The sequence below is a fragment of the Streptomyces sp. N50 genome (assembly GCF_033335955.1).
In the GTDB taxonomy this organism is placed as follows: Bacteria; Actinomycetota; Actinomycetes; order Streptomycetales; family Streptomycetaceae; genus Streptomyces.
In genome coordinates this window covers 9,552,761-9,572,263 of the sequence record NZ_CP137549.1, presented here as the reverse complement: position 1 = coordinate 9,572,263, position 19,503 = coordinate 9,552,761, and the positions used below count along the sequence as shown (strand labels likewise).

Sequence of the window (19,503 nt, the reverse complement as noted above, 5' to 3'; positions counted from 1 at the left end):
GCCGCTCAGCCGTGGAAGACGGTCTGGGAACGGCGCTCGTACCAGGCCGTCAGATGCTCGCCGGAACTGATGACGTGCTCGCGCATCAACGCGTCGGCAAGATCGGCGTCGTGCGCGGCCAACGCCTCGATCACCGCCTCGTGCTGACGGATGTTCAGCTGGCGATGGCGTTCGTCGCCGGCGAGGGCGAGCGAGGACACGTTGCGCGGGAAGCTCTCGTTGATCCGGTCGATCATCCGGGTCAGCCAGGGATTGTCGGCCGCTTCGCAGATGACCGTGTGGAAACAGTCGTTGGCGGCCGTGGTGGTGAGTCCGCCCGCGCCCCTCGCCTCGTCCTCGGCCCGCGCCACCGCCTCGCAGAGCACCGCGTTGTGCTCGCGCAGCGCGGCGAGCCCGCGCTCGGTGATCCGGGAAGCGGCGCGCCGGGCGGCCATGCCCTCCAGCTCGGCCCGCACCTCGTAGGCCTGCCGCACCTCCCAGGGCGCTGGCACCCGCACCACCGCGCCGCGGTTCGGCTGCATCTCGATCAGCCCGCCGTTCTGCAGCTGGCGCAGCGCCTCGCGCACCGGTGTGCGGCTGACCCCGAACTCGGTGGCCAGCGCGGCCTGGCGCAGCGGTTTGCCGATCGCCAGCTCGCCGTTCATGATCCGCGCGCGGATGCGGGCCGCGATGTCGTCGACGAGGGGACTCTCGTCAGTCTGAGGCGTCATCGGAGTCGGTCAAACCCTTCTCGGGGGCGGTCGGGGGCTGCGCGGTGGTGGAGCAGTTTCCCACGCGGCCGGGGGGCGACCCCAGCCACTCGACAGTCGCTCATTTTTGGATCCACTTCCATGATATCCGCATCCAATAGGAGGGCCGCATGAATCTGGACTTCGCGAAGGCGATCGACGTGTCCGTTCCCATCCATCCCGGCATGCTCCACTGGGGCCGCCGCCCCGAGGTGGAGATCGTCGAGTCGCGTACCGCCGGCGATCCCTCCAACGTCAGCCGCTGGCGTATCGGCGCCCACACCGGCACCCACATCGACGCCCCGGCCCACTTCATCGACGGCGGCAAGACGGTCGACAGGCTCGACCTGACCGCCCTCAACGGCACGGCTCGAGTACTGGACCTCACTCACGTGAAGGAGCAGATCACAGCCGCCGACCTCGACGCGGCCGGCCTCGGCACCGAGGAACGCGTACTGCTGCGCACCAGCAACTCCGAGGGCGTCCTGCGCAGCCCGTGGAAGGCCCGGGAGTGGGTCGGACTCGCCCCGGACGGAGCGGAACGCCTCATCGAGGCCGGGGTGCGCACCGCGGGCATCGACTATCTGAGCATCGAGGCCGTCGCCTACACCACCCACTGGGAGACCCACCAACTCCTGTGCGCCGCCGAGGTGTTGATCCTGGAGGTCGTCGACCTCCTCCACGCACCCGCCGGGGTCTACGACATGCTCTCCCTCCCCCTGCCCCTCCAGGGCGCCGAAGCCGCCCCCTCCCGCACCGTGCTCCTCCCGAGGGACGCGGCATGACAGCCGCCTCCCCGCTGATCCTGGCCGCACCGCACCCGGCGGCGCTGACGGCGGCCCGCCGCGCGGCCGGGCGAGGCGGCAACGCCGTGGACGCGGCGCTCGCGGCAGCCACCGCCCTCACCGTCGTCTACCCCCACCAGTGCTCCCTGGGCGGCGACTTGATCGCCCTCGTGCACGCCCCCGGCGGTGCGGTGCGCGCGGTGATCTCGGTGGGCGCAGCCGCACAGGCCGTAGACGTCGAAGCGCTGCGTGCCGCCGACCGGCGGATGCCCGCGCAGGGGCCGCGGACGGTGACCGTGCCCGGTGTGGTGGCGGGCTGGGCCGCACTGGCCGAGACCTACGGCACGCCCGGCGCCCTGGCCGACGCGCTGCGGGACGCCGCCGAGTTGGCCGAGGACGGAGCTACCGTGTCGGCCGGCCTGGCGCGCGCCGTCCGTGAGCGGGCCCCGCAGATCCGCGCGGACCCCGGGCTCACCGCGCTGCTGACCGGCCCCGACGGCGCACCGCTCGACGAGGGCGACCCGCTCCCCCAGCCCCAACTCGCCGCCGTACTACGGACACTCGCCGACGATCCGTCATCGTTCTACCGGGGCGCGATCGCCGACGCACTCGCGGACGGGCTACGGCGGGTCGGGAGCCCGCTCACCGCGAACGATCTCGCGGCCCATCAGGCGGAGGACGCTGAGCCGTTGACACTGGACGTGGCCGGAACTCGCTGGTGGACCGCGCCGCCGCCGAGCCAGGGCGCGAGTCTGCTGGCCGTGCTGGAGACCGCCGCGTCGGTGGCGAAGCTGTCCGAGCCGGAACGCACCGGCGCGCTGGCCGCTCGCTGCCAAGATGCCTCCGCAGCACGGGACTTGCTGCTCGGCGATCCGCTCGGCCCGTCCCCCATCGACCTGGACGGACTGCTGCGCCCGGCCCCGCTCGCCGGTGCGCGACCGCCCGAGCCGTCCTTCCGGGCCGCCGGGGACACCGTCGCGATCACCGCCGTAGACGCTTCCGGGCTGGCCGTCTCGCTGATCCAGAGCGTGTACCAGACCTTCGGTTCCGGCATCTGCGAACCGGAGACCGGGATCGTGCTGCACAATCGCGGCTCGGCGTTCAGTCTGCTGCCCGGTCATCCCGCCCTCATCGGCCCCGGACTGCGGCCCCCGCACACCCTCTGCCCGGTCATCGGCCGGTCCACCGAACTGCTCCTCGCGGCCGGTTGCCAGGGCGGCCGGGCGCAGCCGCAGATCCTCGCCCAGACCGTGCCCGACTTGATGGACCCGGCCGCCGATCCGGTCGCCGTCCTCGACCGGCCCCGGTGGGTGATCGGCGCCCGCGACATCGGGCACGAGACGCAGACCCTGTTGGCCGAGCCCGGGTCCGTCCCGGCGGGCGCGTTCCCGTCGGTGGTTCCGGTCGTCGTGGCGCCGGGCCGTACCGATCTGGCCGGTCACACCCAGGCCGTACGACTGTCCGTCGGCGGCCGGCTGGACGGCGCCTCCGATCCGCGCGCCGACGGCGGCACCACTCTGGAAGGAAACCCGCAGTGAGCACACTCGCCCCCGAACCCGCACCGGCCGACGCACCCCACCCGCTGGACCCGCTCACCGTCACCGAACTGGCCACGGCCGTAAGGGTGTTGAGGGCCGACACCCGGGTCCCCGACGACGCGCGCTTCTGGGGTGTGGCGCTGGACGAGGACCACGCCCGGCGCGCCGCGCCCGGGGACGCGCGGCGCGCCCGCGCGGTCGTCTTCTCCACCTCCGCGCGCCACGCCTTCGAGGTCGATCTCGAACTCGGCGACAAGCCGCAGACCACCGCCTGGCGGGAGTTGGACGTACGCAGCCCGGGCTGTTCCTCCGAGGAGGCACGGCAGGCGGCTGCGGCCTGTCGGGCAGACCCGCGTTTCCGGGAGGCGCTGGCGCTGCGCGGTATCCACGACGTGTCGTTGGTGATGGTGGACCCGGAGTCGATCGGCGGATTCGAGCCGCCCGAGTACGCGGGGCGGCGGCTGACCTGGGGCAGCGTCTGGCACCGGACCTCCGAGGACGACAACGGTTACGCCCGCCCGGTGCAGGGCGTGGTGCCGATCATCGACATGGAGACCATGGAGATCCTGCACATCGAGGATCACGGGGTGGTGCCCCTGTCAGCGGAGTCGGGCGTGTTCGCGGCCGGGACGGTCGACGAGCGACCGGGGCTGAAGCCGCTGGAGGTCGTCCAGCCGGAGGGGCCGAGTTTCACCGTCACCGGGCAGCGGATCGACTGGCAGGGGTGGTCCGTCCGGGTCGGCTTCAGTCATCGCGAGGGGCTGGTGCTGCACGACCTCGCCTTCGCCGCGGCCGGGAAGGATCCTCGGCAGGTGATCCGGCGTGCGGCCGTCAACGAGATGTACGTCCCGTACTTCGACACGGCGTCCACCCAGTACCGCAAGAACTTCTTCGACTGGGGCGAGTACGGCGCGGGCCCGCTCACCAACTCCCTTGCCCTGGGCTGCGATTGCCTCGGTGTCATCCAGTACTTCGACGCGGCGGTGCTCGGCGGCGACGGCGTCCCCCGCCTCATCCCCAACGCGGTGTGCGTGCACGAGGAGGACGACGGGATTCTGTGGAAGCACCACGACGGGCGCACGGGCCGTACGGAGGTGCGCCGTTCACGGCGGCTGATCATCTCGGCGTTCGCGACCGTCGCCAACTACGACTACGGCTTCTACTGGTCGCTGTACCAGGACGGTTCGGTGATGCTGGAGATCAAGATGACCGGCATCCTGTCCGCGACCGGCGTCGAGGAGGACGAGGCGACGCCGTACGCGCGCCGGGTCGCGCCGAACGTCGCGGTCACCAACCATCAGCACTTCTTCAGCGTCCGCCTCGACATGGCGGTGGACGGCGATCCCAACCGGCTGGTGGAGGTCACCGCCGAGCACGAGCCCGACCCGGTCCTTGACCCGTACGGCAACGCGGCCCGCACTGTGCTGCGTCCGATCCTCAGCGAGGCGGAGGGCGCCCGGCGCACCGATCCGTCCCGCGCGCTGCACTGGCGGGTGGAGAGCACCGAGTCCCGCAACCGGATGGGCGAACCGACCGCGTACCGCGTGCACTTGGAGAGCACGGCGGTGCTGCCGGTGCGCGAGGACAGCGTGTGCGCGCGCCGAGCCCCGTTCGTGGGACGGCAGTTGTGGGCCACGGCCTACGACGTGGACCGGCGTTTCGTCGGCGGCGAGTACCCGAACCAGGCCGAGCCCGGCGCGGACGGCGTGCACAAGTGGCAGGAGGAGAACCGGTCGTTGGACGGCACGGACCTCGTGCTGTGGGCCACGGTCGGTTCGCACCACTTCCCGCGCCCCGAGGAGTGGCCGGTGATGCCGGTGGCGAAGGCGCGGCTGCGTCTGGAGCCCGACGGCTTCTTCGACCGCAACCCGGCCCTGGACGTCCCCGCCCCCAACTCCTGCCACACGCCGAGCCCTTCGGCCCCGGACCACTGCTGCGGCTGACCGCGCCTCCCCTCCCCCTCATCAGAAAGGCGTCCCATGCGCGAGGAAGAGAACACCCGGCTCACCCGGACCGGGCCCGGCACCCCGGCCGGTGAGTGGATGCGCCGCTACTGGCAGCCGATCGCCCTCAGCGAGGAACTCGACGGCGTACGGCCGCTGGTGGCGCCCAAGGTGATGGGCCAGGACCTGGTCCTGTTCCGCGACGAGCAGGGCGAACTCGGTCTCGTCGACCGGGGCTGCCCGCACCGCGGCGCCGACCTGGCGCTCGGCCGCCTGGAGGACGGCGGACTGCGCTGCTGCTTCCACGGCTGGCTCTTCGCCCGCGACGGCTCCTGTCTCGACACCCCCGCCGAGCCCGTCGACAGTCCACTCAAGTCCCGTGTCCGGCTGGACAGTTACCCGGTCCGCGAGATCAACGGGATCATCTGGGGTTATCTCGGCCCCGGCGAACCGCCTCAACTCCCCGCCCTGGACTGCTTCCAGGCCCCCGCCGACCACGCCTTCGCCTGGAAGGGCCTGCTGGAGTGCAACTGGCTCCAGGCCCTGGAGGTCGGCATCGACCCCGCCCACGCCTCCTACCTCCACCGCTTCTTCCAGGACGAGGACCCCGCCGACAGCTACGGCAAACAGTTCCGCGCCGCCTCCCAGGGCACCGACCTCCCGATGACGAAGATCCTGCGCGAGTACGGCCGCCCCGACATCGACGCCGCCCGCACCCCGTACGGCATCCGCCTCACCGCCCGGCGCACGCTCGACGGCACGGACACCCAGGGCCTGCCGATGGACGGCAGCCGTACCCATGTCCGCATCACCCACCAGGTGTTTCCGCACGCCTTCCACATCCCGCTGGACGCGGAGACGGCGATCACCCAGTGGCATGTGCCGATCGACGACAACTCCAGTTACTGGTATGCCCTGTTCACCAGCGTCGGGGGCCCGGTGGACCAGGCGGAGATGCGCCGGCAGCGGGTCGACGCGGTCACCCTGCCCGACTACCGGCCGCGCTTCGGCCGCGCGAACGGCTACGGCTACGACCCGGCGGAACAGCGCACGACGACGTACACCGGGCTCGGCTTCGACATCAACGTGCACGACCAGTGGGCGGTGGAGGGTCAGGGGTCCGTCCAGGACCGCACCCGCGAGCATCTCGGCCGCTCCGACAAGGCCATCGTGATGTACCGCCGGATGCTCGGCGAGGCCATCACCGCCGTCGAGCGGGGCGAGGACCCGCCGCTGGTGCTGCCGGCCGAGGAGGCCGGACAACTGCACGGACCGGTGGCCCTGGACGGGATCGGCCCCACCGACGGCTGGCTGGAGCACTGGACGGCCGTCACCGACAAGCAGCGCGCCGACAGCAGTTGGGCGCGGCCGCTGGGAACGGACGGCTGAGCCGCGTGGGATTCATCGAACGGCACGGCCTGTGGAACCCCGAACAGGCCGCCGCCGCACGGGAGATAGGCGAACGCGCCGAGAGCGGCGGGATGACGGTGGTGCGGCTGGTCTTCGCCGACCAGCACGGTCTGCTGCGCGGCAAGACCGTCACGATGGGCGAACTGCCCAACGTGCTGCGCGACGGGACCGGCATCGCCTCGTCCCTGCTCGCCAAGGACACCTCGGGGCGGACCGTGTTCCCGCTGTTCACCAAGGAGACGCCGCTCGGGCTGCCCGAACTGCGGGGCGCCGCCGACATGGTGATGGTGCCCGACCCGCTGACGTTCCGGATGCTGCCGTGGTCGCCGGGCACGGGCTGGCTGCTGTGCGACCTGCGCTTCACCACCGGCGCGCCGGTCCCGCTGTGCACGCGCGGACTGCTGCGCTCGGTCCTCGACCAGGCCGACGGGCTGACCTACCGCACCGGCCTGGAGGTGGAGTTCCACCTCTTCCGGCTCGACGATCCGCGCCTGGGCCCCGGCGACCAGGGCCAGCCCGGCGCCGCGCCCGAGGTCGGCATGCTCAACCACGGCTACCAGTACCTCAGTGAGCTGCGCTACGACGAACTCGACCCGATCCTCGACGTCCTGCGCTCCAACATCGAGGGCCTGGGCCTCCCGCTGCGCAGCCTGGAGGTGGAATTCGGCCCGAGCCAGGTCGAGTTGACCCTCCAGCCCGCCGACGGCCTGGGCACGGCCGACGCGATGGTCCTGCTGCGCAGCGCCGTCAAACAGGTCGCCGCCCGCCACGGCCACCACGCCACCTTCATGTGCCGCCCCCATCTGCCCGGCGTCTTCTCCAGCGGCTGGCATCTGCACCAGAGCGTGCTGCGGGACGGGGTGGGTGTCTTCGCGCCGGAGGGCGGCGAACTCGCCACGTCCGGGCCGCCGTTGTCGCCGTACGGAACGGCGTTTCTCGGCGGGCTGCTGCGGCACGCGCGGGCCACGAGCGCGTTCTCGACGCCGACTCTCAATGGTTTCAAGCGTTTTCGCTCGCTGTCGCTGGCACCGGACCGTGCGGTCTGGGGGCGCGACAACCGCGGGGCGATGGTGCGGGTGCTGGGTGACGGACCGTCATCGACCCGCCTGGAGAACCGGATCGGCGAACCGGCCGCCAATCCCTACCTCTACCTCGCCTCCCAACTCGCCGCCGGACTGGAGGGCGTGGCGGGCGGCCTGGAACCCGGACCGGCCGCCGACGAGCCCTACGCGGCCCGGGCCGAACCGCTCCCGCGCTCACTCGGCGAGGCCCTCGACGCGCTGGAGTCCGACCGCATGCTCGCCGACCGGCTCGGCAAGGACTTCGTGGCGTACTACACGAGCATCAAACGAGCCGAGATCGATCGCTTCAGCCAAGAGGTGACCGACTGGGAACAGCGGGAGTACTTCCGTGTCTTCTGACCTCGGCTTCCCCGGCGCCACGACACAACGGCTCCTGGTCCGACAGGCCTGTTGGATCGCCCAGGACGTGCTGGAGCTCCGGCTGGCCAGGCCCACCGGCGGCGCCCTGCCGACCTGGGAGCCGGGCGCACACGTGGAGTTGACCCTGCCCTCGGGGCTGCGTCGGGCCTACTCGCTCTGCGGGGAGGTGACGGACACCGAGGCGTGGACGATCGCCGTGCACCGCGTGCCCGAGGGTCGCGGCGGCTCGCGGGAGATCCACGAAACCGCCCTGGTGGGACGGGAGTTGGAGGTGCGCGGACCGGTCAACCGTTTCCCGCTGGCTCCAGCGCCGGGCTATCTGCTGCTGGCCGGCGGCATCGGCGTCACCCCGCTGCTGCCGATGGCCCGCGAACTCACCGCCCGCGGCCTGCCCTGGCGACTGATCCTCGGCGCCCGCGACCGGTCCCGGCTCGTGTACGCCGAGGAGTTGATGGCGCTGGGCGGCGACCGCGTGCTGCTTGTGCCGCAGGACGAGGCAGGCCTCCCGGACCTGGCCGCCGAACTCGCCGCCACCCCGTCCACGCACGCCGTCTACGCCTGCGGCCCCCAGCCGATGCTCGACGCGGTGACGACCCTGTGCCGTACAGCTGACCCGGTGCGGTCACCGCACCTGGAACGCTTCACCGCGGCCGCCGACGCGATCCCGGATCAACTGGACGCCACGAGCGGGGAGTTCGAGGTGGTGCTCAGCCGTTCCGGCCTGCGGCTGACCGTGCCCGCCGACCGTACCGTGCTGGACGTCGTCCGGGAGAAGCTCCCGGACGTGCCGTACTCCTGCGAGGAGGGCTACTGCGGTACCTGCGAGACACCGGTCACGGCCGGGGCCCCGGACCACCGCGACACGGTGATCGAGCCGTCCGAGCGCCCCACCGCCACCACGATGATGATCTGCGTGAGCCGCTGCGACTCCCCCGTGCTGGAGCTGGACCTCTAGATGACTCGCCCTTTCGCCAGGCGGTGCAGGAGGGCCCGGGGCCGGTACGGGATGACCTCGGCCAGGGAGATGGCGGTGCTGGTCCGGTCCACCCCGTCGATGGCGAGGATCGCCTTGGTGACGCGGTGCAGGTCCGCGGTGTCCTTGGCGACGACATGGGCGAGGAGGTCCGCGTCGCCGGTGGTGTAGTGCACCTCGATGACCTCGGGGAGGTCGAGCAGTCCCTCGTGGACGCTCTCGGGTACGGCCTGGCTCACCGCGAGCGACATGAACGCCACCAGGCCGTACCCGAGGGCGGCGGGGTCGACGCGTCGGCTCACGGGCTTGAGCACACCCTCGGCGGCCATCCTCCGCAGCCGCGCGTGAACGGTGTTCCGGGCCACGCCCAGCGTCTGCGCCAGGGCGAGGATCGTCGCGTCCGGGTCGTCGTCCAGGGCCAGGACGATCCGGGCGTCCAAGGGGTCCATCAGCGTCATGGTGAGCATTCTGCCACCAGATCGCCGTGAGTCTGAGCATCTGTCGCAGCAGGCAGAGCTTGTATTGCGCTGATGCCCCGGCGTGTGGTCAACCTGATGGGCCGTTCACACCTCCGCCCTGCTGAAGGACCGCCCGCCATGGCCTCGAAGACTTCTCCTTCCGGCACCGGTAGTTCCTGGATCGTCATCGTCGCCGCCGGGATCGCCGCCGGGCTGCAGGTCTGGAAGGTCCCGCCGGCGCTCCCGTTCCTACGGCACGACCTCTCGCTGAGCCTCGTCCAGGCCGGGACTCTCCTCGGGATCGTCCAACTGGCCGGGATGCTCGGGGGACTTGCGGTCTCGCTGCTGGCCGAGCTGATCGGTGAGCGGCGCTGCCTGAGCGCGGGGCTGGTGCTGCTGTTCCTCGGCTCGGCGGGCGGCGGATTCGCCTCGTCGGCGGCGCCGCTCCTTGCCTCGCGGGCGGTCGAGGGGGCCGGTTTCATCCTGGTGGCGGTGACCGGCCCCGGGCTGATCCGGCGCACGGCACCGCCCGCCCGCTTCACCACGGCCATGGGGTTCTGGGGCGCCTACCAGGGCATCTCCACCTTCGCCGGGCTCATCATCGGCGCGCTGGCCCTCCAGGTGATGCCCTGGCGGGTGTGGTGGTGGGGCATGGCCGTGATCGCGCTGCTGCCGTTGCCGTGGGTCCTGGCCCGGGTTCCCCGGGACGACGCGGGTGGTGTGCGTGGCGCGGCGAACGCCCTCGCCCGTATCGGCCGTACCGTCCGGGCACCGGCCCCCTGGACGGCCGGTCTCGTGTTCGCCTGCTACACCCTGCCGTGGATGGCGGTGGTCGGGTTCCTGCCCACGATCTACCGCGACGGCGGGATGACGGGCAGTTGGCCGGGTGTGCTCAGTGCGGTGGTCGGTGCGGCGAACGCCGTCGGGTCGATCACCACGGCGGCGCTCATGAAGCGCGGCCTGCCGACCCGCGCGCTCATCGTCCCCGCGTTCGTCCTCATGGCCGGCACGTCCGTGCCGGCGTTCGCCGTCGACTGGCACGCCCTCCCGGCAGGCACCGCTTGGCAGTTCGTGTGCGTCGCGGTCTTCTCGCTGACCGGCGGGGCGATACCGGCAGCCTTGCTGCGCATGATCGGTGAGCTGACGCCGGTCGGCGGTTCCGCTCCCGCCACCATGGGCCTGATCCAGCAGCTCTTCAACGCGGGCAGCTTCGTCGGCCCCACCCTCGCCGCGTGGCTGGCCACCCGTACCGGCGACTGGCACTCCACCTGGTGGCTGACCTGTGCCTGCACGGCCGCGGGGATCGCCCTCAGCCACCGTCTCAGGCCGCGAGCCGAAGCCCCCGTGACGAACTCGGCCACCGTGCCCGGCAGTTGAGACCCACCCGCTACGGCAAGGGACCGTCCCCGACCCGCTCCCGCAACCCGGCGCGGATGGGATCGTCGTCAGGCAGGCCGAGTTCGGTGGTCAGGGCGAGCGCGCGGGTCCACACCTCGTGGGCCGCGTCGTGCTGTCCCGCGCTGCGATGGCTGTCGCCGAGACAGGTCAGACAGGCGGCCTCGCTGTGCCGCTCCCCGGTGGCGTGGAACAACTGGGCCGCCTGCCGGTACCGGTCAACTGCCTGCTGATAGCCGCCCAGTTGGTGGTGGATGTAGCCGAGGCTGTCGGAGATGTGGGCCTGCCCGTCCACGTCACCGGCCGCCTGGGCGAGTTCGAGGGCCTGCTCACAGTGTCCGAGTGCGCGGAGGTGGTCGCCGAGGTGCGCCTGCCGCCAGCCGATGTGGTTCAGCGCGGCGGCCTGTCCCGCCCGGTCGCCCGCGGCCCGGTAGTGCTCCAGGCTCCGGTAGGCGTGTTCCAGGGCGAGTTCGGCGTTTCCCTGGACGCCCGACATCCGCGAGAGGTGCTGATGGGTGCGGGCCTGGCCCGCGTCGCTGCCGACCGCGGCGAAGAGTTCGAGGGCCCGCAGATAGTGTTCCCGGGCCGGTTCCGGGCACTTCAACCGGTCCAGGGCCAGGCCCAGTCCGCGATGGGCGCCCGCCCGGCCTGCCAGATCTCCCTGCCGCTCGGCCGCCGCCAGCGCGCGGTGCCCGGCGGTCAGCAGCGCCTGCCAGTATCCGTGCCGGTCCAGGAAGGTGGTCAGTACGGTGACCAGCCGCCACACGTGCGCGTCGAAGCCGGGCCGGGCCTGCCGTACGAGCGCGAGAAGCACCGGGTGTTCAGCGACGAGCCAGGCGAGCGCACCGCCGTAGTCCTCGAACCCGACCACGTTCGCGCCGGGTCTGGGCGCGGGCGACTCCACCGGATTGGGCTGCGGGGTCACCAGCACGTCCGCCGCCCGCGCGGAGTGCAGGTAGTGGTCCATCATCCGGTGCACCGCCGACCGGCGTTCCCACTCGTCGTCGTACGCGGTCACGAGTTCCCCGGCGTACACGCGCAGCAGGTCGTGGAAGGCGTATCGCCCCGGGGCGTGCTCGACCAGCAAGTGGCCGCTGGTCAGTTCGGCGAGCAGCGGGCGGACGCGCTCGGGCGGTGTCCCGGCCAGCGCGGCGGCCGCGCGCTGGTCCAGGTCGGGTCCCGGGTGCAGTGCCAGCAGGCGGAACAGCCGGGCCGCGGCGGGGCTGAGCGCGCTGTAGGACCAGGAGAACACCGCCCGTACCTGGCTGGACTCCTCGCCGCCGTCCAGCGCGTCCAACCGGCCGCCCGCCTCCCGGAGTTCCTCCGCGAGTGTCCCCAGGGGGCGATGCGGTTGCGCGGCGGCGCGGGCCGAGACCACGGCCAGCGCGAGGGGCAGCCCCGCGCACCAGGTGACGACGTCGGCGACCGCCGCCGGTTCGGCCGCGACCCGGCCCGCGCCGAGCCGTTCCGCGAGTACGTCCCGTGCGGCGGCCGGTGTCAGCGGGTCCACCGCGAGCAGATGGGCGCCCTCGGTCGCGGCCAGCCCGGTCAGCCGGTTGCGGCTGGTCACCAGCGCCATGCAGCCGACGGCGCCCGGCAGCAGCGGACGGACCTGCTCCTCGTCACGGGCGTTGTCGAGGACGACCATCATGCGACGCCCCGTCAACAGGCTCCGATACAGCCCGACTTGGGCCTCAAGACCCGGCGGCACGCGCTCCGGCCGCACCCCGAGCGCGTCCAGGAACCCTCGTACGGCCTCGGTCGGCTGCACCACCGCCCCCTGCGGGTCGAAGCCGCGCAGGTTCACATACAACTGCCCGTCGGGGAAGGCGCTTTCGACCCGCCGCGCCCAGTGCACGGCGAGGGCGGTCTTCCCCACGCCCGCCATGCCCGACACCGCCGAGATGACCACGGCGGCGGACTCTCCATCGGCCGAGGCGAGGATCGCGGCGAGGCGCGCGAGTTCGCCGTCACGGCCGGTGAACCCCGTATGGACATGGGGAGTTGAGCGGGCAGCTCGGTCTGTCGCAGCACCTCCGACGACTCGGTCCGCCGGGGCACCGCCGATGGCTGGGGCTGTCGTATGACCGCCGACGGTTCGGGGCTCGGGGCCGACGCGGGGCGGTGGCCGCGCAGGATCGACTGGTGGAGCTGGCGCAGGGCCGGTCCCGTGTCCGTGCCCAGCTCCTCGGCCAGGCGCTTGCGGACGGCGGCGTAGCAGTCCAGGGCCTCCGCGCTGCGGCCGGTCTCGTGCAGGGCCCGCATCAGGGCTTCGGCGAGGGGTTCCGCGAGCGGGTACTCGCCGAGCAGGCCGGTCAACGGGCCGATGAGGGACGCGGGTTCACCGTGGCGCAGTTCCGCGCGGGCCCACCCGACGGCCGCGTCCTGGTGCTGGCGCCGCCAGGCCTCACGCATGCGGGCCGCCCACTCGCCGTTCAGCCCGGACAGCGGTTCCCCGCGCCAGAGGTCGAGTGCCTCGCGCAGCAGTACGGCCCGCGCGACTTCGGCCGGTCCCGCCGCCCGCGCCTGGTCGGCCAACTGCCGGAACCGGTACACGTCCACCTGGTCCGGGCGGGCCTCCAGCAGGTATCCGCCGGAACGGCGCACCACCAATAAGGGTTCGCGCGCGGTCTCGGCGGCCTGCTCGCACATCCGCCGTATCCGGGCGACATGGGCGTGCACCGCGCCGCGCGCGCCGTCCGGCGCGTGCGGGCCCCAGACCCGCTCGATGACCACGTCGACGGCGACGGGCCGGCCGACGTCCACGGCCAACGCGGCCATCACGGTGCGGCGTTGGGGCGGGCCCACCTCCACCGCGCGCCCCTCCGCCGACAGTTCCACCGGCCCGAGCAACTGCACGTCCACCATGGTGTGCGCCTCCCCCTACACAAAGCCTCCTCCTTTTTTCCACAGACGTGTACGCGGCGCGACAAGCCTTCGACAAGGTTTCCCGTCACACACCGGTGCGAATCTGCTGGGGAACGGACGGGCGCCGACCGCGTCCCGTCCGGGCATGACGGCAGGGCCGTCGCCTGGCGGCTGCGCAACAGGCAAACGGGGGCGAGACGTGTGATCACACAAGGAGTGATGGCACCTGGGACACGGGTGCCGGTACGGCGGCCGGAGACCTTACCCGCCGCCACGGGGAACGCCGGCGGAAGGAGCGTGCTGGAGGGCGCCTTCGCGCTGCTGGAGGCGGTGGAGCGGGCCGTGGAGGCGGGACCGACGAGGCTCGCGGCCGACTGCGGGCTGCCCAAGACGACCGCGTACCGGCTGCTGGAACAACTGGCGGACCTGGGCGCGGTCGAGCGGAACGGAGGGAGTTACCGGGTCGGCCCGCGGATGTTCCGCCTCGGGCGCGCGTGGCAGCCGCATCCCCGGCTGCGCGCCGCCGCCCGGGAACCGATGCGGCGGCTGGCTCAGGTCACGGGGACGACCGTGGGCATCGCCGTGCTGTGGAAGGGCGAGACGCTGATGGTCGAGTGGTGTCCCGCCGACGCCCGCCGGCTCGATCCGCTGGGGACCCGGATGACCTGGCCGTGGTTCACCGCGGCGGGCAAGGTCCTGGTGGCCACGGCCGCACCGGTGCCGCTGCTGGGGCCGCTGCCCGCGTCCTGGGCGCGGGACGCCGACGCGATACGGGAGCGCGGTGCCGCGTTCGACCGGGAGGAAGTGGTAACGGGCGTGTGCTGTGCGGCAGTTCCCCTGCTGGGGCTGCGCGGCACACCCGTCGCGGCCCTGTGCGTCCTCACCGACCCGGCCCACCACTTGGAACGGCTCGCGGAGACCGCGCGTCGCACGGGGCAGGTGATCAGCGCGGGGCTGCGGGGGCGGTGAGGGGCGGGGCAGTCGGGGGGCGATGAGCCGACGGGGTCGGCGTCGTGCGGTACGGCGGTCGGGCGGGGACGAGCGCCGGCCGCGCCGCCGACCCCGTCTTTGTCTTCGCCCGGCACAGGACGGGGGCCGAGGTCGACACCCCCGAAAACCCCTGCGCTCCCCATCGGTCACCGTCGTACGCTGACGGCCGCTGTCTGACCAGGGAGGACACATGGGGATCCGAAGCCTGACCCGCACCGAGGCCGAGCGCCGGGCCGAACTGATCGCGGTCGAGCGGTACGACGTGGACGTCGATCTGACCGCGCTGCCCGACGGGCCGGAGGTCCGCTCCGTCTCCACCGTGGCGTTCACCTGTCGCGAGCCGGGCGCGGAGACCTTCGTGGACTGTGCGGCACGGGTACTGAACGCGACACTCAACGGGGTCGAACTCGCCCCCGCCGAGGACGGGCGGATCCAACTCCCCGCCCTCGCCGAGCACAACGTGCTGCGGGTGGAGAGCGTCCAGGCCGACACCACGGCCGGCGAGGGCGTGCACAAGGCGACGGACCCCGCCGACGGCGAGGTCTACGTGTGGATGAGCTTCGAACCGGACGAGGCCCGCTTCGTCTGGGCCTGCTTCGACCAGCCGGACCTCAAGGCCCCGCACGCCTTCACCGTCACGGCGCCGTCCGCCTGGACCGTCACCAGCAACTCCGGTGACGCACGGACAGAGGAGCTGAGCGGGGCCCGCCGCTGGACCTTCCCGGACACCCCGCCCCTGTCCGTGTACAACACCGTCATCAACGCGGGCCCCTTCCACGAGGTCCGCCGCGAGGCCGACGGCCACAACCTGGGCCTGTACTCCCGCCGTTCACTCGCCGAGGTCCTCGACCGCGACGCCGACGAGATCTTCACCCTCACCCGCCAGGGCCTCGCCTTCTACGCCGAGGCCTTCGCGATGCCGTTCCCGCAGCGCCGCTACGACCAGGTGTTCATGCCCGAGTTCGGCGGGGCGATGGAGAACTACGGCTGTGTGACCTGGTCGGACGCGTTCCTGCGGCGGGCCGCGCCGACCCCGGCCGAACACGGGCTGCTGGCACGGGTGTTGCTGCACGAGATGGCGCACATGTGGTTCGGCAACATCGTCACCATGCGCTGGTGGGACGACCTGTGGCTGAACGAGGCGTTCGCGGAGTTCGCCTGCCACTGGGCAGCCGAGCGCGCCACCCGGCACACGGACGCATGGGCGAGCCATCTGATGATCGGCAAGATCAGCGCGTACCTGTCCGACCAGGGCCCCGCCTCGCACCCGATCCACCAGCCCATCCACGACGTCGCCCAGGCCGCGTCGATCTTCGACAACATCACGTACCCCAAGGGCGCGTCCGTCCTCCAGCAGCTCAAGACCTACGTCGGCGAGGACAACTTCAGGACCGGCATGGCCGCCTACTTCGCCCGTCACGCCTGGGGAAACACCACACTCCAGGACCTGATCGACTCCCTGTCCGAGGCCGGCGGCCGCGACCTCGGCACCTGGCGCACCGCGTGGCTGGAGACCGCGGGCACCGACCGCTTCACCCTGGAACGCGACGGCGACACGGTCACGCTGGTGGCCGCCGCCGATCCGCGTCCGCAGGTCCTGGCGGTGGGCGCCTACGACCGGAACGGCGACGCGCTGGAGCGCCGGGCGCTGGTACGGGTCGAGGTGACGGAGCCCCGCACCACCGTCACCGGCCTCCCGCCCACCGCCGACGTCCTGTTGATCAACGACGACGACCTGACCTTCGCGACGACCCGCCCGGACCCCACGACCAGGGACGCCCTCTTCCGTACGGCGGCGCAGTTGCCGACGGCCATCTCCCGGGGCGTGGCCGCGGCCACCGTGTGGGACATGCTGACGACCGGCGAGGCCACGGCGGCGGAGGCCGGGCGGTGCCTCACCTCGGTGCTGGCGGCCGAGACGTCCGACGCGGTGATCGAGCCGTATCTGACCCTCGCGGCGAACGTGGCGGAGCTCTGGGCGCCGCCCGCCGAGCGCGTCGAGTTGTCGGCAGCGGTGGCCGCGGCCTGCCGCGACCTCGCCAAAGACCCCGGCCGCCGTCAGGTCGCGCTGCGCGGGCTTGCCCGTACCGCGACGACCGCGGACGATCTCGCCTGGCTGCGCCAACAGGCCGGTGACGACGTCGACCTGCACTGGCGCGCGCTGATCCGCGAGGCGGAACTGGGCGGCGACATCACGGCGGAGTCCGACCGTCTGCTCACCCGCGACCCGGATCCCGACGCCTGGCTCCGCGCCCTCACCGTGCGGGCCGCGCTGCCCGACGCGGCGACGAAGGCGGAGGTCTGGCAGCAGCTGGTCGAGGACCGTACGGTCCCCATCACCTCGTTCGGCCTGGTGGCGGCGGCCTTCTGGCGCCCTGGCCAGGACGAACTGCTGGCGCCCTACGCCGAGCGCTACTTGGAGGCGGTCCCGAAGCTGCACCAGGGCGGAATGATCCTGGCGATGAGCTACACGCACCGCCTCTTCCCGCTGCACGGCATCGGCCCGGCATACATCGAGCGGGCCCGTGAGGCTTCCGGTGAGGCGGTTCCAGTGGTCCGCCTCACGCTCCTGGAACGCTCGGACGAAGTGAGCCGGATGCTCCGCGCCCGGGGCACGTCGGCCTGAGGCTCAGCTGACCGTTCCACCGCCCAACCGGTCGGCCAGGCACGCGAGATAGAGGGCCATGGCCGTCCGGTACTCCCGCAGGGGGCGGCCGGTGATCTGCTCGATCTTGTTCATCCGGTAGACGACGGTGTTCCGGTGGATGTGCAGAGCCTCGGCGGTACGGACGAGGTTGAACCCGCTCTCGCACCAGGCGGTCACCGTGTCGCGGAGGGCGGGCCAGTCCGGCTGGGCGCGCAGTTCGGTGGCGGTGAGGTCCAGCAGGCGGTTGCGGGCCGCCTGGCTCACCGCCGTCACCACCTGGTGGACCCGCAGGTCGGTGATCAGATGGACGGGTGCGGCCTCGGCGAAGCGCGCACCGAGCCGCAGCGCGTCGCACGCGTCCTGGTAGGAATCGTGCAACCCGCCGACGGACAGGGCCGGTTCACCGATCCCGGCACGGGCGACGAGCCCGTCCTGGGCGGCGATGAGATCGGTGACCCGCCGGCAGTCGGCGACGAGGGAGGGCGTGGAGCATCCGGCGGGGAGCCGGTGCAGGACGCCGATCCAGCCGGGTGCGGTGGCGGCGACGATGTCCTGGGGGTCGGCGAAGATCTCCCCCACGGTGCGCAGCAGTTCGGAGCGGACCAGGGCCATGTCCCGGGTCTGGGTGCCGCCCTGGCGGCGGGGCGCCGGGTGGGGCACGCTCACCTCGAAGGCGACGGCGACCCGTCGTAGGCGCAGGTCGAAGCCGAGTTCGGCGGCGCGGAACACGAGGAAATCGCCCTCGACGACCTGGGGGTCGTAGGACGCGATGTCGGTGAGGAGTTTCTCGGCGGCCCGTTCGGCGAGCAGCCGGGAGCGCAGCATCACGGACTCCCGGAGCAGGATCTCCGTCTGGCGTTTGACGAGGAGTCCGAAGCGGCGGACCTGCGCGGGGGTACCGGTGATGCCGACCGTGCCCACGGCCTGCCCGTTGGTGATCAGCGGGAGGGTCACCCCCGGTCGTACGCCGCGCAGTTGCTGCGCCTGGGAGGCGCTGTGCGTGGCTGGTTCCTTCGTACGGACGACGTCGACGGACGCCTCGTGGAAACTGCCGACACGGCTGCTGTCCCCGCTGCCGATGACGATGCCCTCCGCATCCGTGATCAGCACGTTGAAGCCGATGACGGCAGAGGTGTCCCCGGCGATCTCCTGGGCGAGTGACGGGCTGAGCACGGGCTTTCCTCCCGTCGCGGGCGAGCCGGATTGGACGCACCGTACAGGGGACCGTATGAATCCGGCCACAACTTCGTACGAAGTGGACGATGACGTGCGGCGCGTTGATGCCTAGCGTTTGGGCCCAATCACTTCCCGCCGAGGGCACAGCGCGGTGAACGGCGGGTCCCTCCAGTGCCGATCCCTCAGTGCCGATACGGAAGGCCCGTGCCGATGATCCGTGTGCGCTCGCTCGCCGTCGCGTTGTCCGCGACGCTGATGTTGTCCACCGTCGCCGCCTGTGGTTCCGGGGGCGACGACGCCCCGAAGAACGTCTCCGCGAAGACCGCCGCCCTGGGCACGCTCACGCCCGGCGTCCTGAAAGTGGCCGTCCAGCCGTACGCGCCCTACACCACCGAGCGGGGTGGGAAGATCGTCGGCCTCGACGGCGACATCCTCACCTACGTGGCCAAGAAGCTGGGCCTGGAGATCAAGCCCCAGGTAACGGACTTCGCGGGCATGCTCGCCGGAGTCCAGTCCCGCCGCGTGGACATCACCGTCGGCGGTGTCGCCTGGTCCGCCGACCGGCAGAAACAGGGGCTGTTCACCGACCCGCCGTACTACTCGCCCCCGGCGATGGCGGTCCGCAGCGGCAAGACCTACAAGACGGTGGCCGACCTCAAGGGCCGCAGCCTCGGCACGGTCGACGGCTATGTCTGGGTCAAGTCAATCCAGGCCGTGCCCGGCGCCAAGCTGCACGCCTACCCGGACGCCAACGGCGTCTTCGACGACCTCGGCGCCGGCCGGATCGACGTCGGCTTCCTGGACCCGCTCATCATCATCGCGGCGCAGAAGCAGCGCCCGGACCTGAAGATCGCCACCGAGTACCTGACCCCGCCGACCGCCGCCGAGGTGAAGGCGAAGCCGGCCCTGCAGTACTTCGAGCCGTACCAGACGGGCTTCTATCTTCCCAAGAAGGCAACGAAGTTGGAGCAGGCGATCTCCGCGCAGATCGACGCGATGTACAAGAACGGCGAGTTGGCGAAGCCCGTCACCAAGTACGGCGGAGATCCTGAGCAGTTCCTGAAGCCCGCCGCCGACGTCGCGACCGCCCGGCGCGGTGTGGACCGGCCGAGCGACTGGACTCCGCCGTCCATCGGGAAGTGAGGAGCTG

At 72.0% G+C, this 19,503-nt stretch carries 15 protein-coding genes; 10 read left to right on the top strand and 5 right to left on the bottom strand.

Annotated features, from left to right (window positions below; translation table 11 throughout):
* Nucleotides 1–5 precede the first annotated feature (5 nt).
* A complete protein-coding gene (locus tag R2B38_RS42440; RefSeq protein ID WP_318021130.1) occupies nt 6–710 on the bottom strand; it encodes a GntR family transcriptional regulator in 705 nt (234 codons plus the stop codon).
* Between the two features lie 149 nt (nt 711–859).
* On the opposite strand from R2B38_RS42440, the gene R2B38_RS42435 reads away from it, so the two are divergent.
* From R2B38_RS42435 to R2B38_RS42410, 6 genes are read left to right on the top strand one after another with little or no spacing between them, the layout of a single operon-like run.
* Nucleotides 860–1,513: a cyclase family protein gene (locus R2B38_RS42435; protein ID WP_033279785.1), complete on the top strand. Its 654-nt coding sequence runs from the start codon at nt 860–862 to the stop codon at nt 1,511–1,513.
* The gene (locus tag R2B38_RS42430; RefSeq protein ID WP_318021129.1) at nt 1,510–3,051 is read left to right on the top strand and encodes a gamma-glutamyltransferase; all 1,542 of its coding nucleotides are present in this window, start codon (nt 1,510–1,512) and stop codon (nt 3,049–3,051) included. Before R2B38_RS42435 ends, R2B38_RS42430 begins: the two co-directional genes overlap by 4 nt.
* Entirely contained in the window at nt 3,048–4,994 is a 1,947-nt protein-coding gene (locus R2B38_RS42425; RefSeq protein ID WP_318021128.1) for a primary-amine oxidase, read from the top strand. The genes R2B38_RS42430 and R2B38_RS42425 overlap by 4 nt, the downstream gene beginning before the upstream one ends.
* Before the next feature lie 36 nt (nt 4,995–5,030).
* A complete protein-coding gene (locus tag R2B38_RS42420; protein ID WP_318021127.1) occupies nt 5,031–6,383 on the top strand; it encodes an aromatic ring-hydroxylating dioxygenase subunit alpha in 1,353 nt (450 codons plus the stop codon).
* A gap of 5 nt (nt 6,384–6,388) precedes the next feature.
* Nucleotides 6,389–7,825 (top strand): glutamine synthetase family protein, encoded by a 1,437-nt coding sequence (locus R2B38_RS42415; protein WP_318021126.1) that lies wholly within the window; start codon nt 6,389–6,391, stop codon nt 7,823–7,825.
* Nucleotides 7,815–8,801: a PDR/VanB family oxidoreductase gene (locus R2B38_RS42410; RefSeq protein ID WP_318021125.1), complete on the top strand. Its 987-nt coding sequence runs from the start codon at nt 7,815–7,817 to the stop codon at nt 8,799–8,801. The genes R2B38_RS42415 and R2B38_RS42410 overlap by 11 nt, the downstream gene beginning before the upstream one ends.
* Here the strand turns inward: R2B38_RS42410 and R2B38_RS42405 are convergent.
* Complete coding sequence (locus R2B38_RS42405) at nt 8,798–9,277, bottom strand: Lrp/AsnC family transcriptional regulator (protein ID WP_318021124.1); 480 nt, start codon at nt 9,275–9,277, stop codon at nt 8,798–8,800. The two genes, R2B38_RS42410 and R2B38_RS42405, sit on opposite strands and share 4 nt — an antisense overlap.
* Before the next feature lie 138 nt (nt 9,278–9,415).
* Here R2B38_RS42405 and R2B38_RS42400 point away from each other — a divergent pair, with 138 nt between their 5' ends.
* A complete protein-coding gene (locus R2B38_RS42400; protein WP_318021123.1) occupies nt 9,416–10,654 on the top strand; it encodes a CynX/NimT family MFS transporter in 1,239 nt (412 codons plus the stop codon).
* Nucleotides 10,655–10,664: 10 nt separating this feature from the next.
* Here R2B38_RS42400 and R2B38_RS42395 read toward each other — a convergent pair whose 3' ends face one another.
* Both R2B38_RS42395 and R2B38_RS42390 read right to left on the bottom strand, forming a co-directional pair.
* On the bottom strand, nt 10,665–12,584 hold the full coding sequence (locus R2B38_RS42395) for an ATP-binding protein (protein ID WP_318021122.1): 1,920 nt from the start codon (nt 12,582–12,584) through the stop codon (nt 10,665–10,667).
* Complete coding sequence (locus tag R2B38_RS42390; RefSeq protein ID WP_318021121.1) at nt 12,476–13,540, bottom strand: BTAD domain-containing putative transcriptional regulator; 1,065 nt, start codon at nt 13,538–13,540, stop codon at nt 12,476–12,478. The genes R2B38_RS42395 and R2B38_RS42390 overlap by 109 nt, the downstream gene beginning before the upstream one ends.
* 219 nt (nt 13,541–13,759) lie before the next feature.
* Here R2B38_RS42390 and R2B38_RS42385 point away from each other — a divergent pair, with 219 nt between their 5' ends.
* Complete coding sequence (locus R2B38_RS42385) at nt 13,760–14,509, top strand: IclR family transcriptional regulator (protein WP_234444369.1); 750 nt, start codon at nt 13,760–13,762, stop codon at nt 14,507–14,509.
* Nucleotides 14,510–14,720: 211 nt separating this feature from the next.
* On the top strand, nt 14,721–17,156 hold the full coding sequence (gene pepN / locus R2B38_RS42380; RefSeq protein ID WP_318021120.1) for an aminopeptidase N: 2,436 nt from the start codon (nt 14,721–14,723) through the stop codon (nt 17,154–17,156).
* 3 nt (nt 17,157–17,159) lie between these two features.
* Here the strand turns inward: pepN and R2B38_RS42375 are convergent, their stop codons facing one another.
* On the bottom strand, nt 17,160–18,350 hold the full coding sequence (locus tag R2B38_RS42375) for a CdaR family transcriptional regulator (RefSeq protein ID WP_318021119.1): 1,191 nt from the start codon (nt 18,348–18,350) through the stop codon (nt 17,160–17,162).
* A 213-nt stretch (nt 18,351–18,563) separates the two neighbouring features.
* Between R2B38_RS42375 and R2B38_RS42370 the strand changes: the two genes are divergently transcribed.
* Nucleotides 18,564–19,496: a transporter substrate-binding domain-containing protein gene (locus R2B38_RS42370; protein ID WP_318021930.1), complete on the top strand. Its 933-nt coding sequence runs from the start codon at nt 18,564–18,566 to the stop codon at nt 19,494–19,496.
* The last annotated feature ends 7 nt before the right edge of the window (nt 19,497–19,503 follow it).